Source organism: Amycolatopsis sp. CA-230715, assembly GCF_018736145.1.
Classification (GTDB): Bacteria; Actinomycetota; Actinomycetes; order Mycobacteriales; family Pseudonocardiaceae; genus Amycolatopsis.
Window position 1 is genome coordinate 4205959 of the sequence record NZ_CP059997.1, and the last position, 17357, is coordinate 4223315.

22 protein-coding genes are annotated in these 17357 nt (G+C 69.6%); 9 read left to right on the forward strand and 13 right to left on the reverse strand.

The window, feature by feature from the left end; all coding sequences use genetic code 11:
* The first annotated feature begins 251 nt into the window (after positions 1 to 251).
* Both HUW46_RS19930 and HUW46_RS19935 read left to right on the forward strand, forming a co-directional pair.
* Positions 252 to 710, forward strand: a complete 459-nt coding sequence (locus tag HUW46_RS19930; RefSeq protein WP_215548709.1) for a MarR family winged helix-turn-helix transcriptional regulator — start codon at positions 252 to 254, stop codon at positions 708 to 710.
* 89 nt (positions 711 to 799) lie between these two features.
* Positions 800 to 1426 carry a Twin-arginine translocation protein TatA gene (locus tag HUW46_RS19935; RefSeq protein ID WP_215548710.1) on the forward strand — a complete coding sequence of 209 codons (627 nt, stop codon included), beginning with the start codon at positions 800 to 802 and terminating at the stop codon, positions 1424 to 1426.
* Here the strand turns inward: HUW46_RS19935 and HUW46_RS19940 are convergent.
* On the reverse strand, positions 1413 to 2639 hold the full coding sequence (locus tag HUW46_RS19940; protein WP_215548711.1) for a serine hydrolase: 1227 nt from the start codon (positions 2637 to 2639) through the stop codon (positions 1413 to 1415). The genes HUW46_RS19935 and HUW46_RS19940 overlap by 14 nt on opposite strands.
* A 75-nt stretch (positions 2640 to 2714) precedes the next feature.
* On the opposite strand from HUW46_RS19940, the gene HUW46_RS19945 reads away from it, so the two are divergent.
* The 7 genes from HUW46_RS19945 (at position 2715) to HUW46_RS19975 (ending at position 7411) form a co-directional block, all read left to right on the forward strand.
* Positions 2715 to 3281, forward strand: a complete 567-nt coding sequence (locus HUW46_RS19945) for a helix-turn-helix domain-containing protein (RefSeq protein ID WP_254126346.1) — start codon at positions 2715 to 2717, stop codon at positions 3279 to 3281.
* Positions 3278 to 3727 (forward strand): SRPBCC family protein, encoded by a 450-nt coding sequence (locus HUW46_RS19950; protein ID WP_215548713.1) that lies wholly within the window; start codon positions 3278 to 3280, stop codon positions 3725 to 3727. The genes HUW46_RS19945 and HUW46_RS19950 overlap by 4 nt, the downstream gene beginning before the upstream one ends.
* Positions 3727 to 4698 (forward strand): DUF2332 domain-containing protein, encoded by a 972-nt coding sequence (locus tag HUW46_RS19955; protein ID WP_215548714.1) that lies wholly within the window; start codon positions 3727 to 3729, stop codon positions 4696 to 4698. Before HUW46_RS19950 ends, HUW46_RS19955 begins: the two co-directional genes overlap by 1 nt.
* A 102-nt stretch (positions 4699 to 4800) precedes the next feature.
* Positions 4801 to 5418: an ArsR/SmtB family transcription factor gene (locus HUW46_RS19960; RefSeq protein ID WP_215548715.1), complete on the forward strand. Its 618-nt coding sequence runs from the start codon at positions 4801 to 4803 to the stop codon at positions 5416 to 5418.
* A 1-nt stretch (position 5419) separates the two neighbouring features.
* Positions 5420 to 6178 carry an SRPBCC family protein gene (locus tag HUW46_RS19965; protein WP_215548716.1) on the forward strand — a complete coding sequence of 253 codons (759 nt, stop codon included), beginning with the start codon at positions 5420 to 5422 and terminating at the stop codon, positions 6176 to 6178.
* 48 nt (positions 6179 to 6226) lie between these two features.
* Positions 6227 to 6793: a dihydrofolate reductase family protein gene (locus HUW46_RS19970; RefSeq protein ID WP_215548717.1), complete on the forward strand. Its 567-nt coding sequence runs from the start codon at positions 6227 to 6229 to the stop codon at positions 6791 to 6793.
* Positions 6794 to 6847: 54 nt separating this feature from the next.
* Positions 6848 to 7411, forward strand: a complete 564-nt coding sequence (locus HUW46_RS19975) for a dihydrofolate reductase family protein (protein WP_215548718.1) — start codon at positions 6848 to 6850, stop codon at positions 7409 to 7411.
* 22 nt (positions 7412 to 7433) lie between these two features.
* Here the strand turns inward: HUW46_RS19975 and HUW46_RS19980 are convergent, their stop codons facing one another.
* The 12 genes from HUW46_RS19980 to HUW46_RS20035 all read right to left on the reverse strand — a co-directional run bounded on the left by HUW46_RS19980 (position 7434) and on the right by HUW46_RS20035 (position 17337).
* Entirely contained in the window at positions 7434 to 8063 is a 630-nt protein-coding gene (locus HUW46_RS19980) for a TetR/AcrR family transcriptional regulator (protein ID WP_254126348.1), read from the reverse strand.
* Between the two features lie 51 nt (positions 8064 to 8114).
* Positions 8115 to 9227, reverse strand: a complete 1113-nt coding sequence (locus HUW46_RS19985) for an FAD-dependent monooxygenase (protein WP_215548719.1) — start codon at positions 9225 to 9227, stop codon at positions 8115 to 8117.
* A gap of 99 nt (positions 9228 to 9326) precedes the next feature.
* A complete protein-coding gene (gene dnaB, locus HUW46_RS19990; protein ID WP_215549981.1) occupies positions 9327 to 10730 on the reverse strand; it encodes a replicative DNA helicase in 1404 nt (467 codons plus the stop codon).
* Positions 10731 to 11225: 495 nt separating this feature from the next.
* On the reverse strand, positions 11226 to 12029 hold the full coding sequence (locus HUW46_RS19995; RefSeq protein WP_215548720.1) for an ESX secretion-associated protein EspG: 804 nt from the start codon (positions 12027 to 12029) through the stop codon (positions 11226 to 11228).
* 45 nt (positions 12030 to 12074) lie between these two features.
* Positions 12075 to 13415: a PPE domain-containing protein gene (locus tag HUW46_RS20000; protein ID WP_215548721.1), complete on the reverse strand. Its 1341-nt coding sequence runs from the start codon at positions 13413 to 13415 to the stop codon at positions 12075 to 12077.
* A gap of 54 nt (positions 13416 to 13469) precedes the next feature.
* Complete coding sequence (locus HUW46_RS20005) at positions 13470 to 14093, reverse strand: DUF3558 domain-containing protein (RefSeq protein WP_215548722.1); 624 nt, start codon at positions 14091 to 14093, stop codon at positions 13470 to 13472.
* A 2-nt stretch (positions 14094 to 14095) separates the two neighbouring features.
* A complete protein-coding gene (locus tag HUW46_RS20010) occupies positions 14096 to 14503 on the reverse strand; it encodes a hypothetical protein (RefSeq protein ID WP_254126350.1) in 408 nt (135 codons plus the stop codon).
* A gap of 194 nt (positions 14504 to 14697) precedes the next feature.
* Positions 14698 to 15153 carry a 50S ribosomal protein L9 gene (gene rplI, locus HUW46_RS20015; RefSeq protein ID WP_215548723.1) on the reverse strand — a complete coding sequence of 152 codons (456 nt, stop codon included), beginning with the start codon at positions 15151 to 15153 and terminating at the stop codon, positions 14698 to 14700.
* Positions 15154 to 15164: 11 nt separating this feature from the next.
* The gene (rpsR, locus tag HUW46_RS20020; RefSeq protein WP_020669136.1) at positions 15165 to 15413 is read right to left on the reverse strand and encodes a 30S ribosomal protein S18; all 249 of its coding nucleotides are present in this window, start codon (positions 15411 to 15413) and stop codon (positions 15165 to 15167) included.
* A 33-nt stretch (positions 15414 to 15446) separates the two neighbouring features.
* Positions 15447 to 15950, reverse strand: a complete 504-nt coding sequence (locus HUW46_RS20025) for a single-stranded DNA-binding protein (RefSeq protein WP_215548724.1) — start codon at positions 15948 to 15950, stop codon at positions 15447 to 15449.
* Between the two features lie 4 nt (positions 15951 to 15954).
* On the reverse strand, positions 15955 to 16293 hold the full coding sequence (gene rpsF, locus HUW46_RS20030; RefSeq protein ID WP_215548725.1) for a 30S ribosomal protein S6: 339 nt from the start codon (positions 16291 to 16293) through the stop codon (positions 15955 to 15957).
* Between the two features lie 120 nt (positions 16294 to 16413).
* Positions 16414 to 17337, reverse strand: a complete 924-nt coding sequence (locus tag HUW46_RS20035) for a hypothetical protein (protein ID WP_331477280.1) — start codon at positions 17335 to 17337, stop codon at positions 16414 to 16416.
* Positions 17338 to 17357 lie beyond the last annotated feature (20 nt).

Sequence of the window (17357 nt, forward strand, 5' to 3'; positions counted from 1 at the left end):
TCCGTTCGAGCACGTCCACCGTGGTCGCGTACTCCTCGTCCGAGATCCCTCACAGGTGCCAGCGGTCCGTCGTCCGGCTGTGCGAACGGCGCGAGCGCGGCTTCGAGACCTGCTCGGGTGTCCGTGCCGTTCGCGATCGTGTGGAATAGCTGCCAGTGGCGTCGGGTCAGGCCCTCGGCGGGGACGGTTCCGTCCAGCACTTCTTCGAGCAGGAGGTGCAGGTGGCGGAACCAGTAGCAAGGGAGTGCGGAATGGCGGATCCGGTCGTCGAGGTGGAGCGCGCGATGATCGCGATCCGCCGGAGCCTCGGGCGCCGGTCGCTGTCCAAGCTGTCGCGCGAGCGCACCGGCGACACCGTGGACCAGGCCGTGCTCGGCGTGCTGGACGCCGTGGAGGAATGCGACCAGCGCGGCACCGCCTGCACGGTGACCTCGATCGGGCAGGCGCTGACCCTCGACCAGCCGCGCGCGAGCCGGGTCGTCGCGCGTGCCGTCGACGACGGTTTCCTGCGCCGCGAAGCCGACCAGCGCGACGGACGCAAGTCGACGCTCGTGCTGACCGCTGCTGGCCGCGAGCAGGTCGAGCGCATGCACCGGTTCCGCCGCGCGGTGTTCGCCGAAGTGATGGCCGACTGGCCGGACGAGGACAAGGCCGCCTTCGGCAGGCTGCTGGGGAAGTTCGCGACCCGCTACGGCGAACTCGGCTCCTGACCGGCACGCGGCACTGTTCCTGATGACTTTGAAAACCCGGGACGGCAAGATCGTGCTGTGCCGCACACCGAACGCGGAAGGCAAACCCCATGAGCCACCCTCAGCAGCCAGGCAACTGGGGCCATCCCGGTCACCCGCAGGGCCACGGTTACGGCTATCCGCAAGGACCCGGTCATCCGCAGGGGTACGGCTACCCGCCGGGCGGGCCGCCGAAGAAGAGCAAGGCCGGGCTGTGGGCGGCGATCGCGATCGGCGTCGTGGTCCTGCTCGCCCTCGCGATCACCGGCTTCGTCGCTCCCGGGTTCTTCCTGAGCAAGGACGACGGCGCGCAGGCGGGCCCGGTCGCCCCGCCGCCCTCGGCGCCGTCGGAGTCCACTTCGGACACACCGTCCGCCGCCCCGTCCAGCTCCTCCGGCGGTGAGTCGCGGGAAAAGGCCGTGGCACTGGCGAAGCAGTTCGTGGACAAGCTGAACGCCAACGACCCCAAGGGCGCCGGTGCGATGAAGTGCCCGAACTCGGGCACCATCCTGGAGGGCGTGATCCTGCTGTCGATCGAACCGCCGACCAGCCTCACCGTCGGCTCTGCCACCGGCGGCGGCCTGAAGATCGACGTCGAGGTTTCCGGGACCACGAAAGGAAAGCAGGTCAGCGGTACGGTCAGCGTGCAGGACCGGCCCGGCACCCCGCAGTGCATCCGCCTGATCATGGTGCGCTGACGCACCGCGCGAGTAGGGCGAACGCGCCCCGGATGGCGGAGAAACCCTTGAGCGCCACGGACATCGTGTCGAGATCCTCGTCGGGATCGGACACCATCGCGCTGACCGCCAGCGTCCGGTCGTCGCCGGTGCGGGCCAGGTAGTTCAGCGAGATGACGCCGGGTTCGTTGCCGCCCTTGTACCAGGTGGACCGGAACCGGGCCGGGTCCAGCGCGAGACCGTCGTCGTTGGTCGAGAGTGCGTGGTCGATCTCGGGCATGCCGAACCGGTGCAGTCCCGCGTAGGCACGGCAGACGTCGCTCGGTGAGGCGAACCATTCGATCTCGTCGATGTACTTGGGGCGCGGCCAAAGCGCCCGGTTTTCGGGCAGCGGTGCGCGTTCCAGCTCTTCCAGCGCGGTCGCCCGCGCGGACCGCGGCAGGGCGAGGTACCGCTCGGCCGGTGCCGTGTCCAGGACGAGCTTGAGCTGGAACAGCGCCTTGGTGGTCAGGAACGGGATGCTCGCCTCCGGCCGCTGGTTGCCGAACAAGGTGAGCTGGCGGTGGACCGCCTCCCGGCCGATGCGGTGGATCAGGTGGTCCGTCGCGGTGTTGTCGCTCGTCGAGATCATGTGGTCGGCGAATTCGGCGAGGGTGAGCGCTCGGCAGGGCAAATCGCGCGAAGACACGCTCTTCCAGTCCTCGCGGATCTCCAGCGGCTCGTCCCAGGCCGCCGTGCCATCGGTGACGGCCTGCGCGAGCGCGCCGAGCACGTACAACTTGCACGCCGAGCCGATCGGCCGCGGCGTGTCGGCGTCCAGGCCGTGCACTATCCGGAACCGTCCGTCCTCGACCTCGCCCGCCGCGAACGACACGCGTTTTCCCAGCGGCGCGAGGCGGGTGTCGACTTCGGCCCACGACACCGGGACGGGTTCGTCGGGGACGAGACCGAGATCGTCCACGAGGCCCGCTTCGTCCACGTGGATCGTCAGCACGTAGTCGGCGCCGTCGCCGTGCACGACGGCGCGAGCTCGATCGGGTTCCGAGTCGACGGTCCGGATCTTCGTCAGTCCGCCGACCCCGGCCAGTGCCGCGTTGACTCCCGACGGCCCGCCGCTCGCGTCGAGCAGTGCCGATGCGAGGTGGCGCCGAATTTCGGTTTCCGGCAGCGGCCCGCGCGCCGAAGCGTCCACGATCCAGGCCAGTTGTTCGTCCGCGGTCGGTCTTTCGGTCATGACTCCCCCACACGTTACTGTTTCCAATTTTGGTAACATTACTGAAAATGGAAGCAAAATGCTAGGATGCCGGTTATGACCTCGGCCGATCTGCTCCTGCACCCGGTTCGCCTGCGGGTCGTGCGGGCGTTCCTCGGCGATCGAGCGCTCACCACGAGCGCGTTGCGGGACGAGCTCGCCGACGTGCCGCCCACCACGCTGTACCGCCACGTCGCGAAGCTCGTCGATGCCGGCGTGCTCGCGGTCGTCGCCGAGCGCCGGGTGCGCGGCGCGGTGGAACGCACCTACGTGCTGCGGCTCAGCGCGGCCGACATCGGGTTGGACGAGTTCGCCGCGATGAGCGCCGACGAGCACCGCCAGGCGTTCATGGGCTTCGTCGCGGGGCTCCTCGGCGAGTTCGACCGCTACCTCGACCGCGACGGTTTCGACGTCGTACGCGACGAGGTCAGCTACGGCTTGGCCGGGATGTGGCTCGACGACGCCGAAGCCGCCGAACTGCGGCGTGAGCTCACGCGCGTGCTCCAACCCCGGCTCGCGAATCCGCCCGCGCCGGGTCGCACGCGCCGCGTGCTCGCGACCGTTGTGCTGTCAGGAGAAAAGGGTGTTGCCGCACACGGCGGCGGTGGTTCGATCGAACAATGACCGACAACACCGAAACCGTCGTGACCACGCGGCGCGAGATCGCCGCGCCCGCCGAGCGGATCTTCGAGCTGATCGCCGACCCGTCGCGGCAGCCGGGATGGGACGGCAACGACAACCTCGCCGCGGCGGACGCCGGTCAGCGCGTCCGCGGTACCGGCGAGGTGTTCACCATGACGCTCACGGTGAACCAGGTGCGTGAGAACCATGTCGTGGAATTCGAGGAGGGACGCCGCATCGCCTGGCGCCCCGCGGAGCCCGGCGCGCGGCCGCCGGGTCACCTCTGGCGATGGGAGCTGGAGCCCGTCGACGAGACGCACACCTTGGTCACGCACACCTACGACTGGTCCCGCCTGACCGACGAGAACCGCTTCGCCCTCGCGCGTGCCACCACGGCGGACAAGCTCCGCGCGTCCGTCGACAAGCTCGCCGAACTCGCGGAGGCGTGATGGGGCGCGGCGCGACGGCCGACGAGTACCGGGCGTTCGGGCTGCGTGAAGCACGCGGACAGTCCAAGACGTACGAGCAGCTTTCCCTCGCCGTCGCCGACGACGGCCGGTTGCTCGATCTCCTCGACCGGCTGCCCGAACCGAAGCGGCAGCCCAACCTGCTGTTCGCCGCGGCCCGGTACCTCGGCGCACCGGTCGGCGAGCCCGGCGCGTTCCGCGAGTGGGCGGTCCGGCACTGGACCGAGCTGGCGGCCACGATGACCGCCCGCCGGACCCAGACCAACGAGGCCGCTCGCTGCGGCGTGCTCCTGCCGGTGCTGGCGCGGCTGCCGCAACCGCTGGCGTTGCTGGAGGTCGGGGCGTCGGCGGGGCTTTGCCTGTACCCCGACGCGTACCGGTACCGGTACACCGGGCATCCGCAGGTCTTCGGCCCCGCGGACAGTCCCGTCCTGCTCTCGTGCGAGTCGTCGGGGCCGGTTCCGCTGCCGTCGCGGATGCCCACCGTGGTGTGGCGCGCCGGGATCGATCTCAACCCACTCGACGTCACCGAAGACGACGACCTGCGCTGGCTGGAAACCCTGATCTGGCCGGAGCACCGGCACCGCCGGGAGCGGTTGCGCGCCGCCGTCGACATCGTCCGCGCCGACCCGCCCCACCTGGTCCGCGGCGATCTGCTCGCGGACCTTCCCGCACTGGCCGCGCAGGCGCCGCGCGACGCGACACTCGTGATCTTCCACAGTTCCGTGCTGTACCAGGTGCCCGCCTCGGCCCGCGACGCGTTCGCCGAGCTCGTCCGCGGTCTGCCGGGACACTGGATTTCCTGTGAGGGAGCCGAGGTCTTCCCCGAACTGGCCGCCACGGTTCCCGAGCTCGCCGACGGCCCGGCGGTTTCCGTGCTCGCGCTCGACGGCCGCCCGCTCGCGCTGGCCGCGCCCCACGGGCAGAAGCTCGATTGGCTGCCCGCGGAGTAGCGCGCGGCGTGAGAAAAGGCCTTCAGCTGGCGGTGATCCATGACGGTCACCGAAAAAAATATTTGTCTTGACGTTTAAATTTGTCGGTGCGAAGGTTGTCGCATGCTGGACGTAGCAGTGATCGACAACCCCGCGGCCGCCGAGACCACGCTGGACCCGATGCGGGCCAGGCTGCTGGCCGAACTGGCCGAGCCCGCCTCGGCCACGATGCTGGCCGCGCGGGTCGGGCTCGCCCGGCAGAAGATCAACTACCACCTGCGGGAGCTGGAACGGCACGGCCTGATCGAGCTGGTCGAGGAGCGGAAGAAGGGCAACGTCACCGAGCGCCTCATGCGGGCGACGGCCCGGTCCTACGTGATCTCGCCCGCCGTGCTCGCCGCCGTGCAGCCCGACCCGGCGCGCTCCCCGGACCGGCTGTCGGCGGGCTGGCTGCTCGCACTGGCCACCCGGCTCGTTCGTGAGGTCGGCGCCCAGATCGCGGGCGCCCGCCAGGCCCGCAAACCACTGGCGACCTTCGGGCTGGACGCGGAGGTGCGCTTCGCGAACGCCGCCGACCGGGCCGCTTTCGCCGAGGAGTTGACCGCCGCGGCCGCCGAGCTGGTCAGCCGGTACCACGACGAGAACGCGCCACGCGGCCGCGATCACCGGGTCGTGATCGCGCTGCACCCCAGCCCCAAGACGAGCGCCGGGGAAAACACGGGCGAGGGCAAGGATTCCTGACATGGGGAACGACTTCGAGGTCACCGACGAGATCACCCTGGACGCCACTCCGGAGCAGGTGTGGGCGGCCATCGCCACCGGCCCCGGCGTCGACTCGTGGTTCATGGGGCGCACCGAGATCGAACCGCGGGAAGGCGGCACGAACACCCTGGACATGGCGGACGCGATGGGGTTCGTCCAGAAGTCCACGATCACCGCGTGGGAGCCGGGTAACCGCCTTGCCTTCCGCGAAGGCGGCCAGGACGGCACGTTCAGCGCTTTCGAGTACCTCCTCGAAGGCAGGGACGGCGGCAGCACCGTCCTGCGCTTCGTGCACAGCGGCATCCTGAGCGACGACTGGGACGAGGAGTACTACGACAGCATGAAGGCGGGCGACTTGATGTACCTCAGGCAGCTCGCCGCCTACCTCAAGCACTTCCCCGGCCGCCACGCCACGCGCAACCTGTTCCTGGTCGGCCCGGCCGTGTCGGACACCGAGCGGGTGTGGTCGCGGTTCGCGGACGCGCTGTCGGTGACCGGTGAAATCGGCCGGGGTGCGCGTGTGCGGCTGAACGTGCCCGGCCTGCCCGCCACCGACGGCGTGGTCGAGTTCCTCGGCCTGCCGTACTTCGCCGGTGTGCGCACCCGGCACGGCATCATCTTGCTGGTCAAGGGTTATCGGAACGTCCTCGTCGTCGGATACCACAGCTTTTCCGACGACGAGGACGAGTGCGAGATCGAAACGGCGTGGCGGTCGTGGCTCGAGTCGGCCGTCGTCTGACCTCACCCGCGCCGGATCCCCTGGCGCGGAACGAAAAACTGGAGGAAAATGCGCAAGCTGATTCTGGGGTTCTACGTTTCGCTCGACGGCAAGAGCGCCGACGGCGACAACGGGATCCGGGACGTCATGATGTCGATCGACGACCCCGAGCAGGAGGACTACTTCGTCAGACGGTTGTGGGAGGCCGGGGCGTTCCTCATGGGCCGCAACACCTACGAGATCATGGCCGGGTACTGGCCCACCGCCGACCACCCGTCCGCCAAGGCCATGAACGAGATCCCCAAGGTCGTGTTCTCCCGCACGCTCAAGGCCGCCGACGACTGGCCGGAGACCCGGATCGCGAGTGGTGACACGGCGGAAGAAATCGCGAAGCTCAAGGCCGAGCCCGGTAAGGACCTCGTCGCCGCCGGTGGCACCGAGTTCGTGCATTCGCTGATCAAGCTCGGTGTCGTCGACGAGTACCGGCTGTGGGTGCTTCCCGCCATCACCGGCAAAGGCGCGTCGCTGGTCCCGGAGTTGACCGAGGCCGTGCGGCTGCGCCTGGTGAAGAGCACGGCCTTCCCGTCCGGGATCCTCGAACTGTGTTACGCCCCGGCCCAGCTCGTGCACCGATGAGTTTCCGGCGCCGCGCTGGTCTGTATCGGACATCCACTGACGGAAGGCTGGACCATGCGGAAACTGAGCTGGGGCATGAACCTGACCCTGGACGGATACATCGCCGCGGCGGGCGACGACATCGGCTGGAGCGAGCCGAGTGACGAGCTGTTCCAGTGGTGGCTCGACCAGGAGCTGGCCACCAGCACGTCGCTGTACGGCCGGAAGCTGTGGGAGACGATGAGCTCCTACTGGCCGACCGGCGACGAGCAGCCCGACGCGACCCCGGCGGAAATCCAGTTCGCGCGGAACTGGCGGGCCACGCCGAAGGTGGTGTTCTCGTCGACGATCGACCAGGTCGACTGGAACACCCGCCTGGTCACCGGGGACGCGCTCGCCGAGATCACCAGGCTGAAGGACGGGGACGGCGGCCCGATGGAGATCGGGGGCGCGACGCTCGCCGGGGTGGCGATGCGGGCCGGGCTGATCGACGAGTACGTGCTGGTCACCCATCCGGTCCTGGTCGGCGGCGGCACGCCGTTCTTCACCGCGGTGGACAGCTGGGTGAACCTGAACCTGGTGGAGACGCGGACGTTTCCCGGCGGCGTGATGATGACCAGGTACGAAACGAAACGCTGAGTAGTAACCGTGACCCGCGCCCTCAGCGGGGCTGAGCGTTTCGGGCTTCTTCGGCGGCGGTGGCTCGCACGCCGGCGAGCACGCTCGCGCTGACTCGGTGCGCGTCGGCTCGGGTGAACGTGCGGGAACCGCGGCTGACGAACAGCTGGACGGGCCCGGTGAGCATCGCGCTGAGCAGGGAAAGGTCGGTCGCGGGCAGCTCACCGCGCTCGACCGCGGTCCGCAGGCGGGCCAGCAGGGGCGCCTGCCGCCGGTCGAACACCTCGTCGACGATGGCCCGCAGATCGGGGTCCTCCCGCGCCGAGGCCACCACGGTCAGCAGCGCCCGGCCTTCCGGGTTCGCGGTGGCGGCGGCGAGGGCTTCGAGGAAGTCGACGAGGTCGGCGTCGAGGTCGCCGGAATCGTTCAGGGGCGCGGCGTCGGCGCCGAAGGTGGTGAGCGCGTCGGCGACCAGCGTGGTGCGGTCGGGCCAGTTGCGGTACACGCTGGCCCGGTTGACCACGGCGAGCTCGGCGACCTGGTCGTAGCGCAGGCCGCCGAGCCCGTCGCGGGCGATCAGCTCGGCGGCGGCTTCGAGAATCCGCTGCCGCACCCTGGCGGTGCGCCCGCCAGGGCGGCGGGCCGGTTCCGGCGTCGGTCCATCGTCGGTCACGGAAGGCAGCCTACGGCGGCGCCGGGCGGGCCGAAGGAAAGCGCCGTTCGCCTAGTGCGGCTGGGCCGCGCGCAGCCGGGTGTTGCGCGCCTCGATGGCCTCCCAGGTGGCGGGAACCATGAGGTCGGCTCCGCCGCGCGCGAACTCCTGGGCCGCCGCGGCGTGCGGGCGTTGGCGCTGTTCGTAGGCGGTGAAAGCCGCTTCGAGGTCCTCGCCGTGGCGACCGAGCTCCTCGGTGAGCGTCCACGCACCGAGCAGGGCCAGCGAGACACCGCGCCCGGCCATCGGGGTCGCGCAGTGCGCGGCGTCCCCGATCAGCACGACCCGTCCCCGGTGCCAGGTCGGCATGACGATCTGGGCGAGGACGTCGAAGTAGAGGTCGGGGTCGTCCTGGGCGGTCCTGACCAGCTCGGGGACCTTCCAGTCCTCGATCCCGGCGAAGGCCTCGGCCAGGATGCGCTTCTGCGCGTCCAGGTCGTGGTGGTCGTAGTCGATCGGCCCGGACCGGAACTCGAAGATTCCCAGCGCCTTGTCGCGGTAGCGGGCCACGCCGGCGAAGCGCCCCGGCAGGTTGAGGATTTCCGTCACGCGTTCGCCGGGAGTCGCCTGGCCGGGCGCGTCCCCGATCGCGACGTACACCCCGAGGTGCTCGGCGAACTCCTCCTCCGGGCCGAACACCAGCCGGCGCACCGCCGAATGCGCCCCGTCGGCGCCGACGACGATGTCGTAGTCGGCCTCGCGGCCGGAGGCGAAGGTGACCGCGACCCGGTCCCCGTCGTCGGCCAGCATCGCGATGGACTCCTCGAAGCGCAGGTCCACCTGCTCGGGCAGGGCCTGGCGCAGGATGCCCATGAGGTCTTCGCGAGGGATCTCGATGTCATCGGGTGTCTCGTTGATTTCCTGCCCCACCAAGGGCGCGACGGCCGTGCCGGACCGGTCGACGAACCGGGTCCGCTCGGTCATCGTGATCCGGTTTTCGAGCACCGCGTCGAGGATGCCCATGCCGCGCGCGGTCTCGATGGCCGCGCCGCGCACATCGATCGGCGAACCGTTGGCGCGCAGGCGGTTCGTCCGCTCGATGACCTCGACCTCGTGTCCGGCCCGCGCCAGGTCGATGCCGGCGCAGAGCCCGGCTGTCCCCGCCCCACTGACCAGGATTTTCATCGTGTCTCCCCTCGAGTCCCTGTACCTACACCACCACTATAGCGACAATCCGTCGCTTTAGTGGTGCCTGCTCGATCAGGGACTCCGGCGGAGGTTGCTCTAGCTCTGGGCGAGATCGGCGAACCGGCTGTAGTGCAGCTGGTGCGCCACCACGATGGTCGACTGCGGCCCGGCGCGGTGCTTGGCGAGGATCAGGTCGGCCTCGCCCGCGCGCGGGTCGTCGCGTTCCCACGCGTCGGGCCGGTTGATCAGCAGCACGATGTCCGCGTCCTGCTCCAGCGAACCGGACTCTCGCAGGTCCGACAGCATCGGGCGCTTGTCCGTCCGCTGTTCGGGACCACGGTTCAGCTGGCTGATCGCGATCACCGGCACCTCGATCTCCTTCGCCAGCAGCTTCAGCTGACGGGAGAACTCCGACACTTCCTGCTGACGGGATTCGACGCGCTTGCCGGAGGTCATCAGCTGGAGGTAGTCGACGACCACGAGCTTGAGGTCGTTGCGCTGCTTGAGCCGCCGCGCCTTCGCCCTGATCTCCATCATCGTCATGTTCGGCGAGTCGTCGACGAACAGCGGCGCCTCCGAGATCTCGCTCATCCGGCGCGCCAGCCGCGTCCAGTCGTCATCGGTCATGCGGCCACCGCGCATGTCGGCGAGCCGGATCTTCGCCTCGGCCGAGAGCATGCGCATGACGATCTCGGTGCGGCTCATTTCCAGCGAGAAGATGACGCTGCTCATGCCGTGCTTGATCGAGCACGAGCGCGCGAAGTCCAGCCCCAGTGTCGACTTGCCGACACCGGGACGGGCCGCGACGATGACCATCTGGCCGGGGTGCAGGCCGTTGGTCACGTCGTCGAGGTCCATGAACCCGGTCGGGATGCCGAACGACTGGCCGCCGCGCGAGGCGATCGCGTCGATCTCGTCCATGGTCGGCTGGAGCAGCTCCTCCAGCGCGACGTAGTCCTCGCTGGTGCGCTTCTCGGTGACGTCGTAGATCGCGGCCTGCGCGCGGTCGACCACCTCGTCGATGTTGCCGCCGTCGGCGCTGTTCGCGCCGTAGCCGTACTGCACGATCCGGGTGCCCGCCTCGACGAGCCTGCGCAGCACCGCCTTCTCGGACACGATCTCGGCGTAGTACCCCGCGTTCGCCGCCGTGGGCACGGTCGCGATCAGGGTGTGCAGGTACGGCGCCCCGCCGACCCTGCCGAGCTCGCCGCGGCGTTCCAGCTCGGCCGACACGGTGATCGGGTCGGCGGGCTCACCCCTGCCGTAGAGGTCGAGAATGCAGTCGTAGACGGCCTGGTGCTTGGGCAGGTAGAAGTCGCTCGGGCCGATCGCCTCGATCACGTCGGCGATGGCGTCCTTGGACAGCAGCATCCCGCCGAGCACGGATTGCTCCGCGGCGATGTCCTGCGGTGGCTGGCGGTCGAAAGTGCCGGGCTCCGGCCCCGGGTCGCTCGGCCCTGGATCGGAGAACATCGGACCGCGGTCGTCGGTCAGCGCCACCGCTGCGGACACCTCCTCGTAACGGGAACAGATCCGCGGCGGCCGGGCCTCGACGGCACCGGTCACCGGGACGTTCTGTCGAACACGTGTTCTAGTATGCCGGATCTTCCGGGCGCGTGCGGTGGTTCCCCGCGGGCGTTCCGGCCGCGCTCCGCACTGCCCGGCCGGAGCACGCTAGATCGCCCGGACGGACGAGTGCAAACCAGCCTGGGGACGCCGCTGTGTACTACCTGTGGATGAATCGCGGTAACCAGTCACAGGTGCTCCATCCCCTGTGTACAACTTGGGGACAATGACTCCTCCCAGGAGAGAAATAGCAGGTCAAACCCTGTAGACAAGCTGTGGGTAAGTTAGTTCAAAGACCTGCGGCGTGTCGTGATCCAGCGCCACATCGGCGTGTCGGGGACACGCGATCGCACCGGGGTGTGGGAAACCTGTGGATTACCGCTACGGAGGGTAGAACCCTCACTCGCTAGGCTGAGCGGGTGGCGATCTTCAGCCGCCCATGATCCTGCTCTGCGCGCTCCGTAACCGGTCGCCGAACAGCTGGAGCGTCGCGGGCGCGAACGCGATCCGCGAGTCGCCGCGGCCGGGGAGCTCCTCCATCAGCCAGCGCCCTTCGACGGTGTCGATGAAGTTCAACGGCCGTTCGATGCGGCGCCGCGTGCCCGCCCTGGTGCGCGCCGCCATGTAGACGCTGCCGCCACCGGTGCGGTCGAGGCCGAGGATCCGCTGCATCTCCTTGCCGCCCGCGGGCGGCGCGCCGGTGCGCGGCGCCGCCTGCATGATCCTGAACCCGTCCTCGGCTTCCGCCTGCGGCGCGCGGCCGGTGAGGAACTCGGACTTCTCCACGATCATCGTCTGGCCGCGCCCCGGCTGGCCGGGCGGGATCTGCTCGAGGAAGCCCTGGAGGAGCTGCTCGGAGCGGAGCGGGGCGATCGTGACGACCTCTTCGGTGATGCTGCGCGCCGCGACGAACCCGGTGCCGTTCGCGCTGCCCACGAGCACGGTGAAGTTCGAGGGCAAGCCGGGCGCGAACTTGCCCTCGAACCATCCGTAGAACTCGACCTGCGGCTGCGCGATCGCCTCGATGGTCGCCGCGAAACCGCGTTCCATCCCGCGTGGACCGAGCAGGCCGTACTCCGCCAGCGCCTCGTTGACGCGTTCGTCGAGCTCGCGCCGCATGCCGTCTTCCATGAAGACGGCCTTGGCGCCGAACGTGTTGTGTGGCTCACCACCACGTCGCCTGATCAGCGTGGTGATCGTCGGGGTGGTGAAGGTGAGTGCGCGGTCCAGCACGGTTTGACCTCGGTCTTGGGATTGTGCGGTGGGGGAACTGACCGGCTATTCGCCGATCACGGGTGGCGCGGTGAGCTCGTCGGTGCCGAAGATCTCGTTCGGGTCGTCGCCGACGAGGTACTTCGACTGGTGCTCCTCGTCGTCCTGCCCCTTGCCCTTGGCACCGTGGCCCGCCATGCCGCCCATGCCCGCCATCCCGGGCTTGCCAGCCATGCCCTTGCCCGCACCCGCCGCGCCGGCACCCATGGCACCGCCCTTGCCCGCACCCGCCGCGCCCGCGCCCGAACCGGTCGCGGAACCCGCGCCGAGCCCGGCACCGCCGGGGCCGAACGCGCCCGCGGCGAAGTCACCCGCACCGCCGCCACCGCCTGGACCGAAGCTCGCCGATCCGCCGCCGGGGCCGAAGGTGCTGGGCATGCCGCCGGGGCCGTAGCTCTGCGGCGTGTACCCGGCCTGGGTCGTGCTGTCGTCGAACTTCGGCATGTCCGTTTTCGGGATGTCGGTCTTCGGGATGTCCGAGTTGAACCGGGGGTCGTTCGGGTTCGGCATGTGCGGCGTGTTCGGCATATCGGCCTTCGGCATGTCGAACTTGCCCTGGGGGCCGCCACCGCCGCCACCGCCGACACCTCCACCGCCGAAGCTCCCGCCACCACCGCCGCCACCACCGAAGTCGCCGCCGTCACCGGTGTCGGAGAACTTGTTGCCGTCCCACGCGTTGTACTTCGGCATGCCGGCGGCGTTCTGCGCGCTTTCGCTGAAGTACGTGGTGAACGCCTGGACGTTGTGCTGGCCCTGCTTGTTGTACTCCTCGATCTGGTCGTCCTTGTCGCTCATCGGGTTGATCCCGTCGACGAAGCCGGCCTCCGGCGGGTCCTTCGCGATCTCCTGGACGTTCTTGCGGACGTTGTCGAACGAGGTGGCCTGCGCGCCGAGGTACTTGCCGCTGTTGTCGAGGTTGGTCGACGAGTCCTTCAGCCAGACCCCCAGCGGGTGCGCGCCGTTCTGCGCGGCCTGCCCCGAGTTGCCGACCCAGTGCGCGTCCATCTCGGAATTCAGCTTGGAGATCTGCTGCGCGCGCGTGTCGTGCGTTTTCGCCAGGTCGCCCGCGGCCGTGTGCCCGTCGTGCAGCGAATGCGAGCCCTCGCCCTGGGTGATCTGCTCCCAGATCTGCCTGCCGTCGATCGTGCGGTTGTTGAAGCTCGCCTCGGCCTTCTGGGCCTCGGGGCCGCCGCTCATGAGGCCGACGAGCCCGCCGACCACGCCGCCGACGACCGCGCCGGCCGCGGTGCCGATCACCGGCACCACGGAACCGACCGCGGCACCCGTGCCGGCGCCGATCGCGGCGCCCTTGAGCGTCTCACCAGCGGTGTTCGCGTCATTACCCATGGCGGATCAACCCTCCCACGAGCCGAAATGCCGAATCGATGTTCCCGCGTCGCGTCATTGCGCGCCCCCCTTGAGGTTGTCGATCATCGCCGCGCCGACCTTCTCCGCGACCGGGCACGGGTTGGCCTTGTTCGCGCCGCGGGCGATCTGCGCCTGCACCGCGACGGCGAGCTGGTCGGTAACCCCGATCCACAGGTTGCAGTTGCCCTCGGACCGGTCCTCGACCGCACCGGACAGCACCGCCGGGTAGCCGTTGACCGTCTTCGGCTCGAAGTAGGCGCCCTTGTTCGCGTAGATGTCGTCCAAACCGCCCTTGTTCGCGGTCATCGGCGCGATCGTCACCTTGTTCAGGTCGTCGCTCGCGGAACGCCAGACGCATCCCGGGCCGGTGCTGGTCGGGTTGCTCTGCGGGTCGACCATCCCGATCTGCTGGGTCTGCGCGGACGAAAGCGCGGTGCACGGCTGCGCGACGATCCCGTCGGCCTTGAGCGGCGACGGCACGGGCGGCGCTGCCGTCGGTTTCGCCGGGCCCGGCGAGGACACCGGCGCGGGCGACTGGCCACCGGGCTGCGCGCCGGTGCCGCCGTTCCCGCCGCAGGCGCCGAGCACCGCCGCGGCCGCCACCACGGCGACACCGGCGCGGGCGGTGCTGGTCCGGGAGGTCAATGCGCGCGTCATCGTCAGAAACCCTGCCCCGAATTCTTCACGGCCTTCTTGGCGTCGTCCTCACCCTGGTGAATGCCCTTCTTGGCGTTTTCGAGGGCGGTGATGTAGTTGGTCACGTAGGTGATCATGCGGTTGGTCTGCTCGAGCAGGGTGTCACCGGAGGGGTTGGCCGCCTTGGTGAAGTCGCCGCTCGCGAACTCCTTGCCCGGCGCCCTGACCTTCGCGATGCGTTCCGCGAACGCCTTGTCCTTCTGCAGGTCGTCGAGGAGGTTCTTCCACTTCGTGATGACCCCGTCGACACCGTCCGAATCGAACTTGTAGCCACCGGCTTCGCCCTTGTCGCCGACCTGGATCGGTGCCGGCGGGGGCACGTCCTTCTTCGTGTCGGTCGGCGTGACCGTCTTCTGGTCCGGATCGCCCATGAGCGAGAGCCCCCTTCACTGCAGCTTTACCAAGTTCACCCGAAAACCCGCCTATCGGACGATAGCGCAGGCGGTTCGGTTCCCGGTACGGAACACCTGATCGGTGTCACTTTCGCGGCGGTCGCCGCGGGGCCGGAAACGACCGATGCCCGCCCCCTGACCAGGGGACGGGCATCGGTCGACGTGCCGGGGTGTTACTTGGCCGTGACCTCGAGGCGGAGGCCGACCTTGACGTCGGGGTGCAGCCGGGCGTTGACCTGGTGCTTGCCGACCGTCTTGATGTGCTCGCCGAGTTCGATGACGCGCTTGTCGAGCAGCGGGCCACCGGCGGCCTTGATCGCCGAGACGACGTCGGCCGTGGTGATCGAGCCGAACAGCTTCTTCGAGCCCTCGGCCGCCTTCGCGGACAGCGAAACGGTGCCGAGGCCTTCGAGCGTCGCCTTGATCTCCTTGGCGTGGTCGAGGTCCCGGATGCGGCGGGCCTCCTGCACGCGGCGGATGGTCTGCACGTTCTTCTCCGCGCCCTTGCTCGCCACGATGGCGTAGCCGCGGGGAAGCAGGTAGTTGCGCGCGTACCCGTCCTTGACCTCGACGATGTCGCCGGGGCCGCCGAGGTTCGCCACGTCGGTGGTGAGAATGATCTTCGCCATGACGTGCCTCCTTAGCGGGCGGTCGAGGTGTAGGGAAGCAGCGCCATCTCGCGGGAGTTCTTGACCGCGATGGCGATGTCGCGCTGGTGCTGGCTGCAGTTGCCGGTCACCCGGCGGGCCCGGATCTTGCCGCGGTCGGAGATGTACTTGCGGAGAAGGTTGGTGTCCTTGTAGTCGATCGACTCGGGACGGCCCTTCTTCTCGGCCTTGCAGAAAACGCAGACCTTCTTCTTCGGCTTGCGAATGGGTGGCTTTGCCACGGTGTGCTCCTGGAAATATCCGAAAGTGGTTGGTTAGAAGGGGGGCTCGTCGGCGAAACCGCCACCACCACCACCGCTGCTCGCGGCGGGCGCGGAACCCCACGGGTCGTCGGCGGGTGCGCTCGACGCGCCGCCACCACCGCCGAACCCGCCGCCGCCACCACCGCTGCCGCGGCTCACCTTGTTCACCTTGGCGGTGGCGTAGCGCAGAGAAGGACCGATCTCGTCGACCTCGAGCTCGACGACGGTGCGCTTCTCCCCTTCCTTGGTCTCGAACGACCGCTGCTTGAGGCGGCCCTGCACGACGACGCGCGCGCCCCTGGTGAGGCTCTCGGCGACGTTCTCCGCGGCCTGGCGCCAGATGTTGCAGCGCAGGAACAGCGCCTCGCCGTCCTTCCACTCGCCGGTCTGGCGGTCGAAGGTGCGCGGGGTGGACGCGACCGTGAAGTTCGCGACCGCCGCACCGGACGGGGTGAAGCGCAGCTCGGGGTCGGAGGTCAGGTTCCCGACGACCGTGATGACGGTGTCTCCAGCCATGGCCTCAGGCCTTCGCGCCGGCCGGCTTGCGGAGCTTGCGGGAACCCGGCTTCGGGGTCTCGCGCCGCATGACCTTGGTGCGGAGCACGGTTTCCTGCAGCGACAGCTGGCGGTCGAGCTCCTTGACCGCGTCCGCGGTGGAGTTCAGGTCCAGCAGCGCGTAGATGCCTTCCGCGTGCTTCTTGATCTCGTACGAGAGCCGGCGACGGCCCCACACGTCGACCTTCTCGACACTGCCGCCGGTCGTGCGGATCACGTTGAGGAACGTGTCCAGCGTCGGCGCGACCGTGCGCTCGTCGAGCGTGGGATCGAGGATGACCATTACCTCGTAATGGCGTGACACAACCACTCACCTCCTATGGGCTCGCGGCCACGGCCTGTCCGTGGCAGGAGGGTTTGTCCCCGAAAGGATAACCGGGCGGTCCGACAGTCCCGCCGCCGGGCCGAGTCCCGGGGGGGTGCGCTACGGGGAAACCTTGCGCAGCACCCAGGTCCGCACCAGCGCGGCGGTGACCCCGGCGAGCGCGAGCACGGCGAGCAGCATCGGCAGCTGGACGGTGCCGGTGTCGCCACCGGCGGCGAGCGAGTCGGCCTTGCCCGCGTTGCGGACGTCCGCGGTGCCCTGCGGCTGCTGGTCGCCGCCGAGCACGCCGAACTCCGGCGACTGGGCGCCGGGCACCGGGCCGGCCTGCGGGTACCGGGCGCCGGGCGGCACCGCGACACCGGGCACCGCGACCGGGATGTTGCCGTAGTTGCGCGGCGGCGCGATGCCGGTGGGGCTGGGCGTGGTCGACCCTGGCGCGCCGGGGGCGAGGTGACCTGGCCCGCCCGGCTGGCCGACGGTGCCGCCGGGCGTGCTGCTCGGCGTGTTCGAGGTCGGTGCCACGTAGTTGCTGGCGTAGGTGTTCAGGCCGCAGGTCTTCGCGAGCTTGTCCTTGATGTGCTTGAGGGTCGCGTCCCTGGTGGCGGGCAGCCAGCCGAGGCCGTCTACGTTCTTGATCGCCGTCGTGACCGCGGTGGCGACCGCTTCGCCGCCGACCGAACCGCTCTGGCCCTGCGGCACCTGCCCGACCGCGATGGCGCCCTTCGCCGCGGTCTGCTTGGCCACCGTGTCGCCGTTGACGGTGAGGAAGTTGAAGAGGTTCCGCGCCTCGTCCGCGCCCTGCTTCACCAGGTCGTAGAACTTCGGGCCCTGCACGACGACGGTCTCGCCCATCGGGCCCACCACGGTGCCGGAGCAGCCGTCGGCCGCGACCGGGCTCGCCGCGGCGGTGCCCGCGCCCAGCAGGCTCCCGCCCGCGAAAATCGCCGCGAGTGCGGTGGCGGTCAGTGCTCGGCGGGGGGCCTTGCGGCTGGTGCTGGCAAGGTCGGCGCGTCGAATCCGCACGGGCAGGTTCCTCCGGTCAT

Bases quoted from the DNA above. Each gene is read 5' to 3' on its own strand.
- HUW46_RS19930 (WP_215548709.1), top strand. From the start codon at position 252: ATGGCGGATCCGGTCGTCGAGGTGGAGCGCGCGATGATCGCGATCCGC.
- HUW46_RS19935 (WP_215548710.1), top strand. From the start codon at position 800: ATGAGCCACCCTCAGCAGCCAGGCAACTGGGGCCATCCCGGTCACCCG.
- HUW46_RS19940 (WP_215548711.1), bottom strand. From the start codon at position 2,639: ATGACCGAAAGACCGACCGCGGACGAACAACTGGCCTGGATCGTGGAC.
- HUW46_RS19945 (WP_254126346.1), top strand. From the start codon at position 2,715: ATGACCTCGGCCGATCTGCTCCTGCACCCGGTTCGCCTGCGGGTCGTG.
- HUW46_RS19950 (WP_215548713.1), top strand. From the start codon at position 3,278: ATGACCGACAACACCGAAACCGTCGTGACCACGCGGCGCGAGATCGCC.
- HUW46_RS19955 (WP_215548714.1), top strand. From the start codon at position 3,727: ATGGGGCGCGGCGCGACGGCCGACGAGTACCGGGCGTTCGGGCTGCGT.
- HUW46_RS19960 (WP_215548715.1), top strand. From the start codon at position 4,801: ATGCTGGACGTAGCAGTGATCGACAACCCCGCGGCCGCCGAGACCACG.
- HUW46_RS19965 (WP_215548716.1), top strand. From the start codon at position 5,420: ATGGGGAACGACTTCGAGGTCACCGACGAGATCACCCTGGACGCCACT.
- HUW46_RS19970 (WP_215548717.1), top strand. From the start codon at position 6,227: ATGCGCAAGCTGATTCTGGGGTTCTACGTTTCGCTCGACGGCAAGAGC.
- HUW46_RS19975 (WP_215548718.1), top strand. From the start codon at position 6,848: ATGCGGAAACTGAGCTGGGGCATGAACCTGACCCTGGACGGATACATC.
- HUW46_RS19985 (WP_215548719.1), bottom strand. From the start codon at position 9,227: ATGAAAATCCTGGTCAGTGGGGCGGGGACAGCCGGGCTCTGCGCCGGC.
- HUW46_RS20000 (WP_215548721.1), bottom strand. From the start codon at position 13,415: ATGGGTAATGACGCGAACACCGCTGGTGAGACGCTCAAGGGCGCCGCG.
- HUW46_RS20005 (WP_215548722.1), bottom strand. From the start codon at position 14,093: ATGACGCGCGCATTGACCTCCCGGACCAGCACCGCCCGCGCCGGTGTC.
- HUW46_RS20010 (WP_254126350.1), bottom strand. From the start codon at position 14,503: ATGGGCGATCCGGACCAGAAGACGGTCACGCCGACCGACACGAAGAAG.
- rplI (WP_215548723.1), bottom strand. From the start codon at position 15,153: ATGGCGAAGATCATTCTCACCACCGACGTGGCGAACCTCGGCGGCCCC.
- HUW46_RS20025 (WP_215548724.1), bottom strand. From the start codon at position 15,950: ATGGCTGGAGACACCGTCATCACGGTCGTCGGGAACCTGACCTCCGAC.